At 67.2% G+C, this 16,545-nt stretch carries 13 protein-coding genes; 5 read left to right on the forward strand and 8 right to left on the reverse strand.

Going from position 1 to position 16,545, the window contains the following annotated elements:
* Window positions 1-37: 37 nt before the first annotated feature.
* The 3 genes from ACZ63E_RS10235 to ACZ63E_RS10245 form a co-directional block, all read right to left on the reverse strand.
* Window positions 38-463: a hypothetical protein gene (locus ACZ63E_RS10235; protein WP_465335720.1), complete on the reverse strand. Its 426-nt coding sequence runs from the start codon at window positions 461-463 to the stop codon at window positions 38-40.
* Between the two features lie 68 nt (window positions 464-531).
* Window positions 532-1,461: an esterase/lipase family protein gene (locus ACZ63E_RS10240; RefSeq protein ID WP_465335721.1), complete on the reverse strand. Its 930-nt coding sequence runs from the start codon at window positions 1,459-1,461 to the stop codon at window positions 532-534.
* Between the two features lie 354 nt (window positions 1,462-1,815).
* Window positions 1,816-2,973 (reverse strand): acyl-CoA dehydrogenase family protein, encoded by a 1,158-nt coding sequence (locus ACZ63E_RS10245; RefSeq protein ID WP_465335722.1) that lies wholly within the window; start codon window positions 2,971-2,973, stop codon window positions 1,816-1,818.
* Between the two features lie 105 nt (window positions 2,974-3,078).
* On the opposite strand from ACZ63E_RS10245, the gene ACZ63E_RS10250 reads away from it, so the two are divergent.
* Both ACZ63E_RS10250 and ACZ63E_RS10255 read left to right on the forward strand, forming a co-directional pair.
* Complete coding sequence (locus ACZ63E_RS10250; RefSeq protein WP_465335723.1) at window positions 3,079-4,761, forward strand: class I adenylate-forming enzyme family protein; 1,683 nt, start codon at window positions 3,079-3,081, stop codon at window positions 4,759-4,761.
* Window positions 4,762-5,088: 327 nt separating this feature from the next.
* Entirely contained in the window at window positions 5,089-7,647 is a 2,559-nt protein-coding gene (locus ACZ63E_RS10255; RefSeq protein WP_465335724.1) for an NACHT domain-containing protein, read from the forward strand.
* A 74-nt stretch (window positions 7,648-7,721) separates the two neighbouring features.
* Here ACZ63E_RS10255 and purE read toward each other — a convergent pair whose 3' ends face one another.
* The 5 genes from purE to ACZ63E_RS10280 form a co-directional block, all read right to left on the reverse strand.
* A complete protein-coding gene (gene purE / locus ACZ63E_RS10260) occupies window positions 7,722-8,219 on the reverse strand; it encodes a 5-(carboxyamino)imidazole ribonucleotide mutase (RefSeq protein ID WP_465309211.1) in 498 nt (165 codons plus the stop codon).
* 14 nt (window positions 8,220-8,233) lie between these two features.
* A complete protein-coding gene (locus tag ACZ63E_RS10265; RefSeq protein WP_465335725.1) occupies window positions 8,234-9,418 on the reverse strand; it encodes a 5-(carboxyamino)imidazole ribonucleotide synthase in 1,185 nt (394 codons plus the stop codon).
* Between the two features lie 13 nt (window positions 9,419-9,431).
* On the reverse strand, window positions 9,432-10,640 hold the full coding sequence (locus ACZ63E_RS10270; RefSeq protein ID WP_465335726.1) for a glycosyltransferase 87 family protein: 1,209 nt from the start codon (window positions 10,638-10,640) through the stop codon (window positions 9,432-9,434).
* Window positions 10,615-11,964 (reverse strand): glycosyltransferase 87 family protein, encoded by a 1,350-nt coding sequence (locus tag ACZ63E_RS10275; protein ID WP_465335727.1) that lies wholly within the window; start codon window positions 11,962-11,964, stop codon window positions 10,615-10,617. The genes ACZ63E_RS10270 and ACZ63E_RS10275 overlap by 26 nt, the downstream gene beginning before the upstream one ends.
* Window positions 11,965-12,035: 71 nt before the next feature.
* Window positions 12,036-12,887, reverse strand: coding sequence for a GGDEF domain-containing protein (locus ACZ63E_RS10280; protein WP_465335728.1), 852 nt, complete (start codon window positions 12,885-12,887; stop codon window positions 12,036-12,038).
* A gap of 270 nt (window positions 12,888-13,157) precedes the next feature.
* Here ACZ63E_RS10280 and ACZ63E_RS10285 point away from each other — a divergent pair, with 270 nt between their 5' ends.
* The 3 genes from ACZ63E_RS10285 to ACZ63E_RS10295 are packed head-to-tail and all read left to right on the forward strand — an operon-like array spanning window position 13,158 to window position 16,439.
* Complete coding sequence (locus ACZ63E_RS10285) at window positions 13,158-15,362, forward strand: sigma-70 family RNA polymerase sigma factor (RefSeq protein ID WP_465335729.1); 2,205 nt, start codon at window positions 13,158-13,160, stop codon at window positions 15,360-15,362.
* Window positions 15,363-15,372: 10 nt separating this feature from the next.
* Window positions 15,373-15,873 carry a GtrA family protein gene (locus ACZ63E_RS10290; protein WP_465335730.1) on the forward strand — a complete coding sequence of 167 codons (501 nt, stop codon included), beginning with the start codon at window positions 15,373-15,375 and terminating at the stop codon, window positions 15,871-15,873.
* 38 nt (window positions 15,874-15,911) lie between these two features.
* Complete coding sequence (locus tag ACZ63E_RS10295; protein WP_465309197.1) at window positions 15,912-16,439, forward strand: GtrA family protein; 528 nt, start codon at window positions 15,912-15,914, stop codon at window positions 16,437-16,439.
* The last annotated feature ends 106 nt before the right edge of the window (window positions 16,440-16,545 follow it).

Genomic DNA, 16,545 nt, shown 5'->3' on the forward strand with positions numbered 1-16,545 from the left:
AAGCGGCGCAATCGCGCTGGGTGACGGGCCGGTTCCGTCAGGCGGACCGGCGGCGGACCTCGTCGAGCCCGGTCCAGCCGCCGTTGACGGCGAGCAGCGTCAGCACCTGCTCCGCCTGCTCGGCGAAGCGCGCGAGGTCGTCGTGGAGCAGGGCCGCGCGCTCGCTGTCGAGCTGCTCGAAGTCGTCCCACCAGAGCCCGATCGCCGCGCCCGCCGTGACGACGAGGCCCTGCACGAGCCGCCGGAACCCGGGCGACGGCTCCTCGGCGGTGTCCCGGTACGCCGTCTCGATGTCGTCACACGCGGCCAGCAGCTCCCGCAGCTGCCGGACGGCATCGGCCGGCGTGCCGTCCCAGGCGGCGGTCGGCCAGGCGCGGTCGGACAGCTCGAGCCACAGCCGCCAGCCGGCGAGCAGCTCGGCTTCGTCGTGGGGCGTCCAGGACGCCGGAACCGGCCAGTACATGCTTCGAGCGTGACACCGCCGGAGCGGAAATCCGCCCCGGCGGTGGGTTATGTCTCATGTGGCGTAGCTCAGCTGATCACCGGCGGCACCGGCACACACGGCGGCGTCTTCGCGTGCGCGGGGTCGAGCGCGTTGAGCACCAGCCCCTGCGCGACGGGGTCGTAGGTGATGCCGAGGTGGTCGGTGAAGTCGAGCCCGCAGACGTTCTGCAGCAGGATGTTCTTGACGTTCGGCGCCGGCGCCAGGAAGGCGCTGGTGTACGGCGTCACGACGTCGTCGTAGCGGGTCTGGATGACGGTGTACTCGATGCCGTCGACGGTCTCGCCACCGGCGTTGAGATCGGTGAGGAAGGCGGATCCGACGGCCTGTTCGTTGCACGATTGGCAGACGGTCCCGAGCGCGGCCGGCACCCCGGGGATCATTTCGAGGGTGCTGAGCAGGCCGAAGAGGTCGGTCCCGTGGTTGGACGGCGACAGCCCGACGAGCCGGCTGATCTTGTCCGCGCCCCCGAGGTACTTGATCCAGTACCGGATGTTCATCCCGCCCTGCGAGTGCCCGACAACGTCGAGTTTCTTGGCACCGGTGGCGGCGAGGATCTTGTCCCCGAAAGCGGCAAGCGCTTTCGTGGTGTCGGCGATCGGCCCGACGGTCTGCAGGAAGCTGCCGGGCGCGCCCCCGAAGTTGCCGGCGAAGACGCAGTACCCGGCGTCGGCGAGCTTCTTGGAGAGGTTGGCCCAGTTTTCGTAGGCGTTGGCGGTGGTCCCGTTGGAGAGCAGCACGGGGTTCGGGTGCCTGTCGGAGGGTTTGCAGTTCCAGTCGTTCGCCCCGGGCGGCGCGATGGTGGGCGCACCGAGCGAGTAGAGCGCGGCTGTGAGGATGTTGGGTTGCACGGGCCCGGTGGGTTCCTTCTCGGCCGCTTGCCCGGTACCGGCCCCCAGTGCCAGCGCCGCCACCGTAGCGACGGCCGCCGTGAGCCACCTGCGCGTCGTTGCGCCCATCCGTTTCACCTCTCTGTGAACCGATGGTGATCCGCGTCACCGCCTTTATTAACGCGCGGGTAACATGTCCGGACACTCCCCCTGGTGAGTGATTTTCTATCGGATGTTGACCTGCTATGAGTGACACGCGGCGACTGAAGTGCCACTCATACGCATGACAAAGCCCCCGGCACGAACCCGCACCGGGGGCCACCAGCGACGGTCAGCGAGAACCGAGGCGGACGAGAACCCAGACCCCCCGCACCCCGATCCGAAGCCAGAACACGGCCGGCGGCGCCGGGTCAAGGCATCTTTCCCGCCTTGACGCGGTGCCGCCGGCCGTAGTCACAATCGGGGCTTCGGGGTGCCGGAGGACTAACCCTTGAGCAAGGCCCGAGCCATGACAACCTTCTGAATCTGGTTGGTCCCCTCGTAAATCTGCGTGATCTTGGCATCCCGCATCATCCGCTCGACAGGGAAGTCACGGGTATACCCAGCCCCACCAAAGAGCTGAACGGCATCCGTAGTCACCTCCATGGCAATGTCGGACGCATACGTCTTAGCCGCCGAAGCCATGAACCCGGCCCGCTTGTCCCCACGCTCCGAAGCCGCCGCAGAGGCGTACACCAGATGACGGGCAGCCTCGATCTTCGTCCCCATGTCGGCCAGCATGAACTGGACACCCTGGAACTCGGAGATCGACTTACCGAACTGCTTACGATCCTTCACATACGCCACGGCCGCATCGAGCGCCCCCTGAGCGATGCCCAGCGCCTGCGCCCCGATCGTTGGACGCGTGTGGTCCAGCGTCCGCAGCGCCGTCTTCAGCCCGGTACCCGGCTCGCCGATGATCCGATCCTCGGGGATCGTGCAGTTCTCGAAGTAGATCTCGCGCGTCGGGGAGCCCTTGATGCCGAGCTTCTTCTCCTTCGGGCCGACCGAGAAGCCCGGGTCGTCCTTGTGCACGACGAACGCCGAGATGCCGTTCGCCTTCTTCTCCGCGTCCGGGTCGGTCACGACCATCACCGTGTACCAGGACGACTCGCCCGCGTTGGTGATCCAGCACTTGGTGCCGTTGAGCACCCAGTGGTCACCGTCGAGCCGGGCGCGCGCCCGCATCGACGCGGTGTCCGAGCCGGCCTCGCGCTCCGAGAGCGCGTACGACGCCGAAGCCTCGCCCGACGCGATCGCGGGCAGGACCAGCTTCTTCACGCTCTCCGAACCCGACAGGATGATCGGCTGCGTGCCCAGCTTGTTGACCGCCGGGATCAGCGACGCCGACGCGTCGACCCGCGCGACCTCTTCGATCACGATGCAGGCGCCGACGGCGTCGGCACCCTGGCCGTCGTACTCCTCGCCGATGTGGACGGCGTTGAACCCGGACTTGACCAGCGCGTTGTACGCCTCGATCGGGTAGCGCTCGTTCTCGTCGACCTCCGCCGCGTACGGCGCGATCTCCTTCTCGGCCAGGGCCCGGACCGCGGCCCGCAGCTCCTCGTGCTCCTCGGCAAGCTGGTAAAGGCCTTCGGTCACTTCCGGTCACCTTCTCTACGACGTCGGGAGGGTTCTGCCGATGTTAGCGCTCGTTCACAGCCTGCGTCCTTGTGTCGTTGGCCGCAGAAATCGTACGGTCGGGTGATGCCGCTCACCGCGCCGACGACGCCGCCCGGTTTGCCCGCCTCCCTCGACTACCCCGACGTCCCGGTCGGCTCGATCCTCGCCGCGGGCGCCGCCCGCTGGGGCGACCGGACCGCCTTCGCCATGGACGGTCACAGCCTCACCTTCACCGAGACCTGGCGGGCCGCGTGCCGGTTCGCCAACGCGCTCCGCGAGCGCGGCATCGGCCGCGGTGACGTCGTGGCGCTGCACCTGCCGAACTGCCTGGCCTTCCCGATCGCCTACTACGGCACGCTGCTGGCCGGGGCCACCTTCAGCCCGGCGAACCCGCTGCTCCCGCCGGACGACCTCGCCTTCCAGCTCGCCGACTGCGAGGCCGCGGCCGTCGTGACGTTCGGCCCGGTCGCGGGGGTGCTGGCGAGCGTCGCCGACCGGATCCCGGCGCGGCTGACCGTCGTGGTGAACCCCACTACCGACCTGCCCGAGGGCGTCGCCGAGTTCGAAGCGTTCCACGCCGGCCAGCCCGAGACGCGCCCCGACGTCGAGCTCGCCCTGCACGACGACCTCGCGCACCTCGCCTACACCGGCGGCACCACCGGCCGGTCGAAGGGCGTGCGGCTCTCGCACCGCAACGTCGTGGTCAACACGCTGCAGCACTCGTGCTGGGGCAGCGGCTCGGTGCCGGCGCTCGACGCCCAGGGCGACATCACCCTCGACCAGGTCGGCAGCGAGGACGAGTGGCAGACGCGCCTGGGCACCGGCGTCGCGATCAACCTCACGCCGTGGTTCCACGCGATGGGCATCATCGGCGGCCTGAACGCGGCGGTGATCGCGGGCACGACGATCGTCCTGCACGCGCGCTTCGACCCGGCGGCCTACGTCGCCGACGCCGAGCGCCTGCGCATCACCGGGATCGGCGGCGCGCCGGCGCTGTTCGCCGCCCTGCTCGCGACGCCGGCGTTCCACACGGCCGACCTGTCTTCGGTCCGCACGCTCGGCTCGGGCGCGGCGCCGATGAACCACGCGATGATCAACGCGCTGCGCGAGCGCTTCCCCGGCGTGGTGGTCAGCGAGGGCTACGGCCTCACCGAGGCGACAATGGGCGCGGTGATCTCGCCGACGTACGTCTCGGGCACGCGCAAGGTCGGCTCGGTGGGCCTGCCGATCTTCGACACGGAGGTCAAGATCGTCCCGGCCGAAGGCGGCGAGGACCCGCTCCCGGCAGGCGAGAAAGGCGAGGTCTGCCTCCGCGGACCACAGATCATGCTCGGCTACCGCAACCGCCCCGACGAAACGGCGGCCGCCCTGGTCGACGGCTGGCTCCACACGGGCGACATCGGCATCCTCGACGCGGACGGCTACCTGTCCATCGTGGACCGCAAGAAGGACATGCTGCTGTACAAGGGATACAACGTGTTCCCGCGCGAGCTCGAGGAGCTCCTCATCACGATGCCGGGCGTCGCGGCGGCCGCGGTGGTCGGCCGCCCGGACACCGAGGTCGGCGAGCTGCCGGTGGCGTTCGTGGTGCCGCGAGGCGAACTGGACGCCGACGAGCTGATGGCCGCTGTGAACGAGAAGGTGCTGCCGTACAAGCGGTTGCGGGAGGTGCACGTCGTCGAGCAGATCCCCGTGTCTGCTGCGGGGAAGGTGCTGAAGCGGGAGCTGCGGGAGCAGCTGAGCGGCGAGCTGCCGTCGGAGGACTAGGCACGAGATTTCAAGAACCCACCACTGGCCTATCAACAGCCGTTGGAGTTGTCGGCAGTCCCCATTTCGCTCTCTACAGCGAGACGCGGTCATCATATATGCCTAATATTCCAACTGGAACGTAGTTTGCAAATATCAACCTAGTCAGGAACCTTGTCGGAGTTCCACGCACGAACTCTGATTACGATCGCGTATCGGTTATATGTCACGATCGGTACATGAGTAACAAAAGTCTCCCCAGAACGAACCACTTTCATCTGAGACGAACGCAGCTAGGATAGTGCAAATTTTGTTGTATCGAACCGGCGGGTAGCCAACGGGGGCAGCATGGAAAAGCAATTCACAGAAAATAGTCTCCCGACGGCCGTGCGCTGGCTCTTCGAAACCAATGGATACGAGGTCGTCGGTCCTGTCGAGATCCACGGGGCCGAAGTCGATCTCATCGCAACGCAGCTTTCCGGATTCACCGAACAAAAGGTCTACATTGAAGCGACTATTCAGTATGTCGATAACACAAAATACGGGAAAGACCTCACCAAGCTGACAATGTTTCGAAACGAGCCCGGAGCTCAGAGGATAATTGTTTCTTCGACTGGGTTTACGCCGAGCGTTAAAGAACGAGCCAAGGTCGAAGGAATACTCACGTTCACCTACGATGAGCTTTTCGCAAGCTTTGAGCGCGTGCAGCCCTACCTTACCTACATTCTCGGAAACTCGCTTCAAGCGAAGGAACTAAAGGCACTCGACGCAGTCTACGAAGAGCCCAACTTCCAAGATATGCACGGTAATGAGTGGGCTACGGAGCATCTGACCAATTGGCTCAAGGACGACGGTCACGACCATTCTTGGCTTATAGTTGTAGGCGAGTACGGAACCGGCAAGACCGCTCTTACCGAGATCCTCCAAAAAAGATGGGCGGAACTATACCGGCAAGCAGAAAGCCCTCGTATCCCTTTTCGAATTGAGCTTCGTGACTTTGCAAAGCAGTTTGACTCTCGCGGCCTGCTTCATCATTTCTTAGACAGAAATGAGTTATCACACCTTCCAGTATCCTTCGTTGAGAGTATGATTTCTAACGGCCGCGTCGTATTGCTACTCGACGGCTACGACGAAATGGCACAGTACCTAAACGTGCGCGAGCGACGTGCTTGCCTGGAAGCCCTTGCAGATTTAGCTCGCAACGGGGCCAAGGGTATACTCACGAGTCGACCCAACTACTTTACTGAAGCTGAAGAACTTCGAGTCTTCGAGGTGCTCTACCAGAAGATCGCAGCTCACCAGCAGGTGCACATTCTAGATCGCACAGTTGTCGAACACGAACGAGAAGTCGACTCACTACTTGAGAGATTCGTCCTCAATCGCGTCGAACGTAGCTTGAGAGATCTCACATATCAGCAGACAATCGACCTTGTCCGTCGCCGACTACAAGATGACATCGAAGGCGCAGAAGTAGTTACCAGGCTATTGTCGAAGGTTTTTCGCCACGACGAAGACGGTGATGTATCACTTTCCGGGAAGCCGGTGATCATCACTTATCTCCTAGAGGTCGTCGAGGAGCTGAAGAGAGACGAACAAAGCGGACTTGATCAACGAATGTCAGAATGGGACATCTACGATCTTATCGTTAGCAAGCTGATGCTTCGCGACTGGGCCCGAACGTCGACGTTGCTGCCGACAGAACGGTATCAGTTCCTTCAACAACTTTCGCTTTATACCTCGTATTCTCAGCGAAAAATGGTCAACGAAGCCAGCTTTCGCGAGATAGTCAGGACCGTTTTTGAATCAAAAATCGTTAGACGAAGAGCGGAAGGAGCCGTCGATGCCGAAGATGCTTTTTTTGATGACTTGAGGTCCTCGACCACGCTGACGCGATGCTCAGACCAAGGCATCGCGCAGTGGCAATTCTCTCATAACTCCCTCCGCGAGTTTCTCCTCGCCGGATATCTCGTCGACAGACTTATCGAAGGCGACCCGGTAGCCAAATCTGTGTCAATTACAGATACCGTGCTCACATTTGTAAACTCTATGCCGACGGCCAAACTGCAAGACGCTTATACACAACTTTCAGCTCTTTGGCCTTCGCGAAAGGCTCGTCCTGGGCTCGACCAAATGCTAACCTTGCTGTGGAGTGCGAAGCGACACGAAGAACGTAAAGTTAAAAGAGTCGCCGAAACACTTCGTAGCCTCATCGGAAATAAACCAGATCTGACGAGCTGCACGCTGAACGGGATAAACTTCGGTTTCGGCGAAGAAAGCCCCGACTTGCGCGACTTAAACATGTGCGGTTCAATACTAACCGACATCAATTTCGCGAATGCCGACCTCTCAGGGGCAGACTTCTCGGATTGCGCCATTGACGCATGTGAACTGCAGCATGCCGACGTGAGCGGAGCAAACTTCTCGAATCTACTGATGCTAGACACCGAAATCACAGATCTGCGTTGCAGTGAAGCCAACTTCAGCAATCTCGACAAGGATTCAACCGCAGTAGCGAAGACCGGAAGAGAGGTACTGATTTTAGACTCGAATAGAATTCGAGGTTACCTCAAACGGCGAGGTGCCATTACGGATCCGGTTGATCCGTACTTCATGTACTGCTTTGAAAAAAACTTTGAGATCTGCGAGAAGATATGCAGGGTACTACTTGACGGAGCACCTCACCAGAGATACGGCCTTGAGCAACGCGGTGCTTCTGAGCGCAATATCAAACTTGCGAGGAGATTTGTTCAGTTCCTGATTTCCGTTGGACATGTCCAGCTCAACAATGGCAGGGGTGGCCGTGTCTTGAGTACCACTCAGAGCGGTCGCCCGATCGTGGCTCGATTGAGCGAGAACGCGCACATCGACTCGTCACTTCTGCCGTTCTTTGAAGAGAATTTCAAGTGAATGCACAAGCTGCCCGTTATCGATTTCGAGACTCAAAAGTCTTTTTCAGTGGATCAGCCGCCACAGGGACGTAGCTAGTGGCCGGTCTTCTCGCGCAGGGCCGCGTCCTTGTCCAGGACCAGCTTCTCCAGGTCCTGCTGGAAACGCGCCATCTTCGTGCGCAGCTCCTCGTCGGACGCCGCCAGGATGCGGACCGCCAGGAGGCCCGCGTTGCGCGCGCCACCCACTGACACCGTGGCCACCGGGACGCCGGCCGGCATCTGGACGATCGACAGCAGTGAGTCCAGGCCGTCCAGGTACTTGAGGGGGACCGGGACGCCGATCACCGGTAGGACCGTTGCCGAAGCGACCATGCCCGGGAGGTGGGCCGCACCGCCCGCGCCTGCGATGATCACGCGGATTCCCCGGGCCACCGCCGATGTCGCGTAGTCCAGCATGCGCTGGGGCGTGCGGTGCGCCGAGTAGACGCCGACCTCGTACTCGACGCCGAACTCGTCCAGTGCCGCGCCGGCCGCCTCCAGCGTCGGCCAGTCCGAGTCGCTGCCCATGATCACGCCCACCTGCGGCGCCATACCCGATACTCCCGTCAGTGGATCTCGTAGCCGTCGAGCCAGACGGCGTGGGACAGCCAGTGCGCCGACAGCAGCGCGCGGTTGCGCAGGTCCTCCATGCGCTCACCGGTGAAGTTGACGTGCCCGAGCTTGCGCCCCGGCCGCTCCTGCTTGCCGTAGAGGTGCACCCGCACCTCCGGGTAGCGCGCGAAGAGGTGGTGCAGCCGCTCGTCCGGCCCCATCTCCGGCAGCTCCGACGCGCCCAGCACGTTCGCCATCACGCACGCGGGCGCGACCAGGTCCGTCCGGCCCAGCGGGTAGTCGAGCACCGCGCGCAGGTGCTGCTCGAACTGCGACGTGCGCGCGCCGTCCATCGTCCAGTGCCCGGAGTTGTGCGGGCGCATCGCGAGCTCGTTCACCAGCAGCCCGGTGTTGGTCTCGAACAGCTCGACCGCCAGCAGTCCGGTGACGTCCAGCGTCGACGCCACGCGCAGCGCGAGGTCCTGCGCCTCGTGGACCCGCGCGTCCGAAAGGCCCGGCGCCGGGGCGAGGACCTCGGTGTTGATGCCGCCGGACTGGACCGTCTCGACCACCGGGTACGCCGCGCCCTGGCCGAAGGGCGAGCGGGCGACGAGCGCGGCCAGCTCCCGCCGCATCACCACCTTCTCCTCGACCAGCAGCGGCGTGCCCGCCGCCAGCAGCTCGGGCACCGTTTCGCGGGCCTGCTGCGCCGTGTCCAGCATCCAGACGCCGCGGCCGTCGTAACCGCCGCTGGACGCCTTGAGCACGACCGGCCAGCCGTGCGCGCCGCCGAACTTCACCACGTCGTCCACAGTGGACACCTCGGCGAAGGCGGGGCCCGGCACGCCGAGACCGGCCATCATCTCGCGCATCACGAGCTTGTTCTGCGCGAAGCCCAGCGCGGACGGCGCCGGCCGGATGACAAAACCCTCCATCGCGAGCGACAGCAGGTGCTCACCCGGCACGTGCTCGTGGTCGAACGTGAGCACGTCGACCGAGGCCGCGAACTTCCGCAGCGCCTCGAGGTCGGTGTGGTGCCCCAGCGTGACGTCGCCCGCGACGAGCCCGGCGGCTTCGTTCTCCCCCGCGGCGAGCACCCGCAGGGACTGACCGAGGGAGATCGCCGCCTGGTGGGTCATCCGGGCGAGCTGCCCGCCGCCCACCATGCCCACGACGGGCAGACCAGTGTGTTTGTCCATAACGCCGCTCAGCCTAAACGGTGACGACCTGCGGTGACCGCCGGACCAGGCGAACCTCGCGCGCCGCGAGGCCCACGATCCCGGCCGCCGCCGCGAGCACGTAGGCGTTGCCGAGGACCGACCAGCCCGGGCCCCAGCCGAACTCCGTGTCGCCGCCGTTGGGCACCAGCATCACGATCTGCGAGACGAACAGCACCGCGACCGCCGCCGCGATCCGGTACCACCCCTTGACCACCAGCAGCGTGAGCAACGGCACGCACCACACCCAGTGGTGCGACCACGACACCGGCGACAGCAGCAGCCCGTAGAACGCCGTGACGAGCAACGCCGCCGCATCCTCACCGCGCCGGTGCAGCCGCACCACCAGCCACACCGCGGGCACGGCCAGCACCGCCGCCACCCCGACCGCCACCGCCAGCGACCAGGGCGCCAGCTGCGACGCCCGGCTGACCAGCCCGTTCAGCGACTGGTTGAAGATCCAGTGCACCGACCCGACCCGGCTCGGGTCGGTCGCCGAATCCCGCCAGAACCGCGCCGCGTCGACCGGGATGACCACGAACATCACCGCTTCGAGCGCCACGAACGTGCCCAGCGCGCGCAGCCCGTCCTTCCACCGGCCCGTGAAGAACAGGTGCGGCACGAAGATCAGCGGGGTCAGCTTGATCGCCGCCGCCACGCCGATCAGCACGCCCGCCCACCGCGACCCACGCGCGGACAGCACCAGGACGTCCAGCACCACGAACGCCATCAGTATCAAGTTGATCTGGCCCAGGAACAGCGTCTTCCACACCGGTTCCAGCGCCAGCGCGATGGCCGTTCCCGCCGGCAGCGCCCACCAGCTTCTTCCCAGAAGCGACGAGCCCCCCGGCGACGACAGCACCACCGTGATCACGACCATAAGGCCGACCACCGACAAAAACGCGATCACGCCCCAGACCAGGCCGGACGGCACGAGCGCGAGCGGCAGGAACAGCGGCGCGGCGGCCGGCGTGTAGGTGAACGGCAGCCGCACCCAGTCCGGCAGCGCCGTCAGCACGTCCCGCGTGTAGAGCGGGTCGCCGTGCACCAGCGTCAACGCCCCCGCGCGGTACACGGCGCTGTCCGCGCCCAGGTGCCAGCCGGCCAGCCAGACGACCACGCCCAGAGCGAGAACGAGCAGCGCGAGAAGGCCCGAGAGCACCCAGCCGGTGCGGGTCTCAGACGCCGGTCGTGACGTCGACATGCTCGTCCGCGGCGGCCTTCTTCCGCGCCCGCCGCTGCAGGCCCCAGCGCACGATCAGCGCCGCGGCCAGCACGACCGGCATCAGGATGTAGGCGTCCCCCAGGATGTTCTGCCACACCTTCCAGTGCAGCTCGACGTTGCGGCCGTTGGGCAAGATCAGCAGCACGCAGCTGAGGAACACGAACGCCACCAGAAACGTCCCGACCCAGCGCTTCCACGCCGTCGCCGGGGTGGTCTTCGGCAGCCGCGACACGAGCAGCACGATCAGCGGGACCACCCAGACCCAGTGGTGGGTCCACGAGATCGGCGAGATCAGCAGCGTCCAGAACGCGGTGACCAGCACCGCGGCCAGCGCCTGGCCCTTGCGGTGGAACCGCATGAGCAGCCACAGCGCCGGGATCGCGAGCAGGAAGCCGATGCCCATCGCCGCCTTCGACGCCCACGGCGCGAGGTCGGTGGCCCGGTTCATCAGCGCGTTGAGCGACTGGTTGCCCGCCCAGTGCACCGGCCCGATCCGGCCGGTGTCGGGCAGCGTGATGGTCCAGTACTTGGCCGCGTCGTGGGCATTGATCAGGAACATCAGACCCTGGAGCAGCACGAACGTCGCGAGCCCGCGCAGCGCGTCCTTGCGGCGGCCGGTGATGAACAGGTGCCCGAGGAACACCAGCGGGGTCAGCTTGATCGCCGCCGCGACGCCGACCAGCACGCCGCCCCAGCGGCTCCCCCGCGCGCCGATGACCAGCATGTCCAGCAGGATCATGGCCATCAGGATCAGGTTGATCTGACCGAGGAAGATCGTCCGCCAGACCGGTTCGAGGCCGAGGAAGACCAGGAAGAACACGATGGTCGAGCGGGCCGGCGAGGCCCACCAGCGCGGCCCGTCGTCGGCCGGGCGGGGCAGCGCGCCGATCGCGATCCGGATCGACAGGGCCATCGCGCCGAGCGAGACGGCGGTGATCAGGCCCCACGAGATCTGCGTCGGGAACGCCGCGAGCGGGACGAAGATCAGCGCCGCCGTCGGCGGGTAGGTGAACGGCAGCAGCGCCCACCACGGCTCGTTGGCGAGGGTGTTGGAGTCGTAGAGCGAGTCGCCGTGCAGCAGCGTCAGCGCGCCGGCGCGGTAGACCGCGCTGTCGACGCCGAGCACCCAGTCGTGCTGCCAGCCGTAGATGCCGTACCCGATCGCGATCACGGGGATCACCAGCAGGATCAGGATCGACCGCGGGCGTACGGACAGGCGGGCGAGTGACTTGCGCAGGGCCAGGCGGTGCTGGGATCTGGCCGCGACTTCGCCGTCGACGTCGGTGGGTACGGTCCGGGTCACCTCACCAGGAAATCATGGCCGGTCCCGTCCGGGGTCAGAAGGGTCCGCGCGAACCGGGCTTTCCGGACGTTCTACGCCCGCGCGAGACGGGCCAGCAGGTCGCACGCCAGTTCGTGGGTGGCGGGCAGCCGCACCGCCGACACCCGGGGGCGGCCCGCGTCCGCCAGCTGGCTGTCGACCGAAAGCCGCTCGTGCAGCGCTCTTCGCAGCGCGACGCCGTGCGAAGCGACACCCTCGCCCTTCGGGACCAGAGCGGCGACGACGGACGGCCCGAGCGAAGCGACGCTCTGCCCGCTGTCGAACACCGCCCGCAGCGCGTCCGCGACCAGGATCATCCCGGTCAGCCGCGGGAACCCGGCGACCGTGCGGAGGTCGAGCGAGACGACGAGCAGCACGTGGTCCTCGGCCGCCGGCCGCTCCCGCGCGGCGGCCGCCTGGTAGACCTCGACGAGCCGGGTGCGCAGGTACGCGGCCGAGGGCAGGCCGGTGAGCGGGTCGGTGACCTCGGTGTGCACGAGCTGGTCGGTGGCGACGTCGGCCCAGGCCAGCGCCGTGGTCCGAAGCAGCCGCGCCGGGGTCGCGTCGACGTCGGGCGAGACGAACCCGTCGCCACCGTGGTCGACGACGGCGTGCAGCGCCGCGAGGTCGGCGAGGGTCTCGGCGAGCCCCGCGCCGGCGGCCGCCCGGGCCCTGGCCAACCCGGCCAACGCCGTTTCGGCGGCTTCCATCCGGCCCTTGGCCGTCACCGCCGCGCAGACGGCGTCGACCTCGGGCAGGGCCCAGTCGCTCGGGAAGCGCCAGCCGGAGGCCAGGCTGGCCGTGCGCCAGCGCGCCCGCAACGTGCGGAGAGCGTGGTCGCGCTCGGCGTGCGCGGAGGCGGGCGGGACGTCACCGGAGCCGGATCGCGTAGCCGGAAGATCCACTGGCCACCCGCCCCTTTCGTCCGGTCCGTGTCGATCTTGGTCGGTGCTTCACGGTGAGGACGTACCCCGGCGGACGCCGTGACGCGTACTGGCGAGTTTTTGTTAAGAAGGTTTTCCCCGGCGCCGGCCGGAGGTGGGTGATTTTGCTCCGCCGACGGAGTCAACACCCCCACCACGACGTGACGGCCCGGGGTGGGTCAGTCACACTTGTCTCGCGCCGCGGGCTCGCCTGTAATGGCAGGTCCTGGCCCTAGCCGACCGAGGAGTGCCGTGTCCACCGTTCCCGCCGATCTCAGCGGAAAGAGTGACGCCGAGCTGATCGCCGAGGTCCGCGCCGGGAAGATCGAGTCGTACGGGCCGCTCTACGAACGGCACACCGGCGCGGCGCACAATCTCGCCCGTCAGCTGGCCCGTTCGAGCTCCGAAGCCGACGACCTCGTGTCCGAGGCGTTCGCCAAGGTGCTCGACACTCTCCGTGGTGGCAAGGGACCGGACACCGCCTTCCGGGCGTACCTGCTGACCGCGCTGCGTCACACTGCGTACGACCGCACCCGCAAGGAACGCCGGGTCGACCTCAACGAGGACATGACCGACGTCGGCGGCGCGGCGGGCGAGGCGCTGACCGTGCAGTTCTCCGACACCGCCGTCGCCGGGCTCGAGCGGACGATGGCCGCGAAGGCCTTCGCGCGGCTGCCCGAACGCTGGCGCGCGGTGCTCTGGCACACCGAGATCGAGCAGCAGAGCCCGGCCGAGGTCGCGCCGCTGCTGGGCCTGACCGCGAACGGCGTTTCCGCGCTCGCCTACCGCGCCCGTGAAGGGCTGCGGCAGGCGTATCTGCAGGTCCACCTGCAGGAGAACGAAGAGGAACGCTGCCGCGCCTGCGCCGAACGCCTCGGCGCGTGGACCCGCGACGGGCTGTCCAAGCGGGAACGCGCGCAGGTCGAATGCCACCTCGACGAGTGCGAGAATTGCCGCGCGCTGGCCGCGGAGCTCGCCGACGTCAACGGCGGGCTGCGCGCGATCATCGCCCCGATCGTCCTGGGCGGCGCGGCACTCGGCTACCTCGCCACGATCGGCGCCGCGAAGGCCAGCGCCGCCACCGCCGCGACCGCGGGGGCGGCCGCCGCCGGCGCCGCCGCGGCCGGGGGCAAGGCCGGCGCGGCCGCGGGGGCCGCCGCCGCGGGACCCCGCCAGTTCGCCGGGGTCGCCGCGTCCGGGACGGCGGTCGTCGCGGCCGTCATCATCGCGCTCACCGCGGGCGGCGGAGCGCAGGACATCCCCGTCGCGGCCCAGGTGCCGCCGCCGGCGACCCAGCCGGTCCAGCCGCCGGCGCCGAAGCCGCAGCCGCCGGCCCCTCCGGCGCCCGCGCAGCCACCGGCACCGCCCGCGCCTCCCGCACCACCGGCGCCGCCCGTCGAGCCCGCGCCGCCGACGGTCGAGCCGCCGGCTCCCGCACCGCTGGCGCCGCCCACCCCGGCACCGCCGTCGGTGTCCGCGACCACGCCGCCGGGCGGGCTGGAGCTGAGCCCCGGCACCGCGCTGAACCTGCCGCTCACCGTCCGCAACGACGGCGGCAGCGCGTCCGAACCGGTGGCCGCCGCGCTGAACCTGCCGCCGGGCGTGCGCGCGGTCGACGCGGGCGGCGGTGGCGCGCCGATGGCGTTCGCCCAGGACGGCGCCCCGATTTCGGTGAACTGCCCGGGTGGCGAGGGCACGGTCGTCTGCAAGACCGGCGCCGGCCTGCAGCCCGGCCAGAGCGCCACGCTGAACTTCCGGCTCCAGGCCGACGAGGACGCCCAGGGCGGCACGGTCACCGGATCGGTCACCGCCGGCGTGCAGATCAACGTCGCGGTGAGCGTGAAGGTCACCGTGAAGCTGCCGCCGGAAGCCGTGGTCCTGGAGGCCCAGGGCGACGGGCTCTCGGCGTTCCCCTGGACCCGCAACCCGCTGGTCTACGTGCGCGTCCGCAACACCGGCGAGACGACCAAGCCGGTCACGGTCACCTTCGACCACCCGCTGTGGCAGTGGTGGAGCCTGCGCGGCTTCCCCTGCACGACGACCGGCGACGGCGCGAGCTGCACGACGAAGAGCGCGCTGGCCCCCGGCCAGCACGTCAACCTGTGGGTGCGGCTGAAGGGCCGTCCCAACGACGGGCGCGTCACGATCAACGCGAAACTCGGCAAGGCCACGGCGGCGCCGGTGACCGTGGACTTCGGCTGTTACCACCACTGGTGCGGCGAGGACCCGCTGCCGACGACCACCCCGCCGACGTCGTCGACCACGCCCACGAAGCCGACAAAGCCTTCGAAGCCGACGTCGACGACTCCGCCGGCGACCACGTCGAAAACCGAGCCGACCACCGAGCCCCCGGTGTCTTCGACGACGACGAGCGCGCCGCCTCGGCCGACCGGCAAGCCGGGCGACCAGCCGCCGACCGTCACCCCCGAACGGGCTTTCGGGTGGCTGACCGGGTAGCGTCCGCGCGGTGCGCGAGCTGCTGAAAAAGCATCGCGAGCTCCTCCGCTTCGCCGTTGTCGGCGGGATCAGCTTCGTGATCACGATGTCCGTCAACTATGGCCTGAAGTTCACCGTGCTGCGGACCCACCCGGTGACGGCGCTGATCCTCGGCGTCCTCGTCGCGACGATCTTCTCCTACGTCGCCAACCGCGAGTGGTCGTTCCGCACCCGCGGCGGCCGCGAGCGGGCGCACGAGGCCGCGCTGTTCTTCCTGATCAGCGGTGTCGCACTGGGCCTGAACGCGCTGCCGCAGTGGTTCTCGCGGTACGTGCTCGACCTGCAGGCGCCGCACCTGACGGCGTTCGGCGTCGAGGTGGCCGACTTCGTCAGCGGGATCGTCATCGGCACCCTGCTGGGGACGGCGTTCCGCTGGTGGGCGTTCAAGAAGTGGGTGTTCCCGGAGGAAGACGCCCGGGTGTCCCTTTCCGTCGCGGACGATCCGGACATTCCCGGCCGCAAGGCCGCCTGAACCACAGGTCAACGCGGTGTGCTCCTAGACTGGGGTGCGTGACCGTTGTGGAAACCGTGCTCAAGCGCACGCCGGAACCACTGCGTTCGGTGCTGATCAAGCACCGGGAGCTGCTGAAGTTCGCGATCGTGGGCGGCACGACGTTCCTCGTCGACAACGGCGTCTGGTACTTCCTGAAGCTGTCGGTGCTCGAGTCGAAACCGACAACCGCGAAGGCCATCGCGATCATCGTCGCCACGATCGTGTCGTACATCCTGAATCGCGAATGGTCGTTCCGCACCCGCGGCGGCCGCGAACGCCACCACGAGGCCGCGCTGTTCTTCGTGATCAGCGGCATCGCGGTCGTGGTGAACCTGATCCCGCTGTACGTCTCGCGGTACGTGCTCGACCTGGAGGTCCCGCACGTGACGCGGCTGGTGCAGGAGGTGGCGGACTTCGCGAGCGGGTCGATCATCGGCATGCTGCTGGCGATGTTCTTCCGCTTCTGGGGGTTCAAGAAGTGGGTTTTCCCGGATGAGCTCGGCGAGCGCCGGCGCGACACCGGCGACGTGACCCGCCTGCGCTGACCAGTTCCGGCTCCGATCACGCGAGTTCCGTCCCGGATCACGTGAGTACCGGCTCTGGTCACGGGCATCACGCGTGATTGGGCGGGCATCACGCGTGTCTGGGCAG

This window comes from Amycolatopsis sp. NPDC104819 (assembly GCF_055583145.1).

What these genes read in the sequence shown, in the direction of transcription:
- ACZ63E_RS10270 (WP_465335726.1), bottom strand. Translation starts at nt 10,640, where the DNA reads ATGTCGACGTCACGACCGGCGTCTGAGACCCGCACCGGCTGGGTGCTC.
- ACZ63E_RS10255 (WP_465335724.1), top strand. Translation starts at nt 5,089, where the DNA reads ATGGAAAAGCAATTCACAGAAAATAGTCTCCCGACGGCCGTGCGCTGG.
- ACZ63E_RS10265 (WP_465335725.1), bottom strand. Translation starts at nt 9,418, where the DNA reads ATGGACAAACACACTGGTCTGCCCGTCGTGGGCATGGTGGGCGGCGGG.
- purE (WP_465309211.1), bottom strand. Translation starts at nt 8,219, where the DNA reads ATGGCGCCGCAGGTGGGCGTGATCATGGGCAGCGACTCGGACTGGCCG.
- ACZ63E_RS10240 (WP_465335721.1), bottom strand. Translation starts at nt 1,461, where the DNA reads ATGGGCGCAACGACGCGCAGGTGGCTCACGGCGGCCGTCGCTACGGTG.
- ACZ63E_RS10235 (WP_465335720.1), bottom strand. Translation starts at nt 463, where the DNA reads ATGTACTGGCCGGTTCCGGCGTCCTGGACGCCCCACGACGAAGCCGAG.
- ACZ63E_RS10250 (WP_465335723.1), top strand. Translation starts at nt 3,079, where the DNA reads ATGCCGCTCACCGCGCCGACGACGCCGCCCGGTTTGCCCGCCTCCCTC.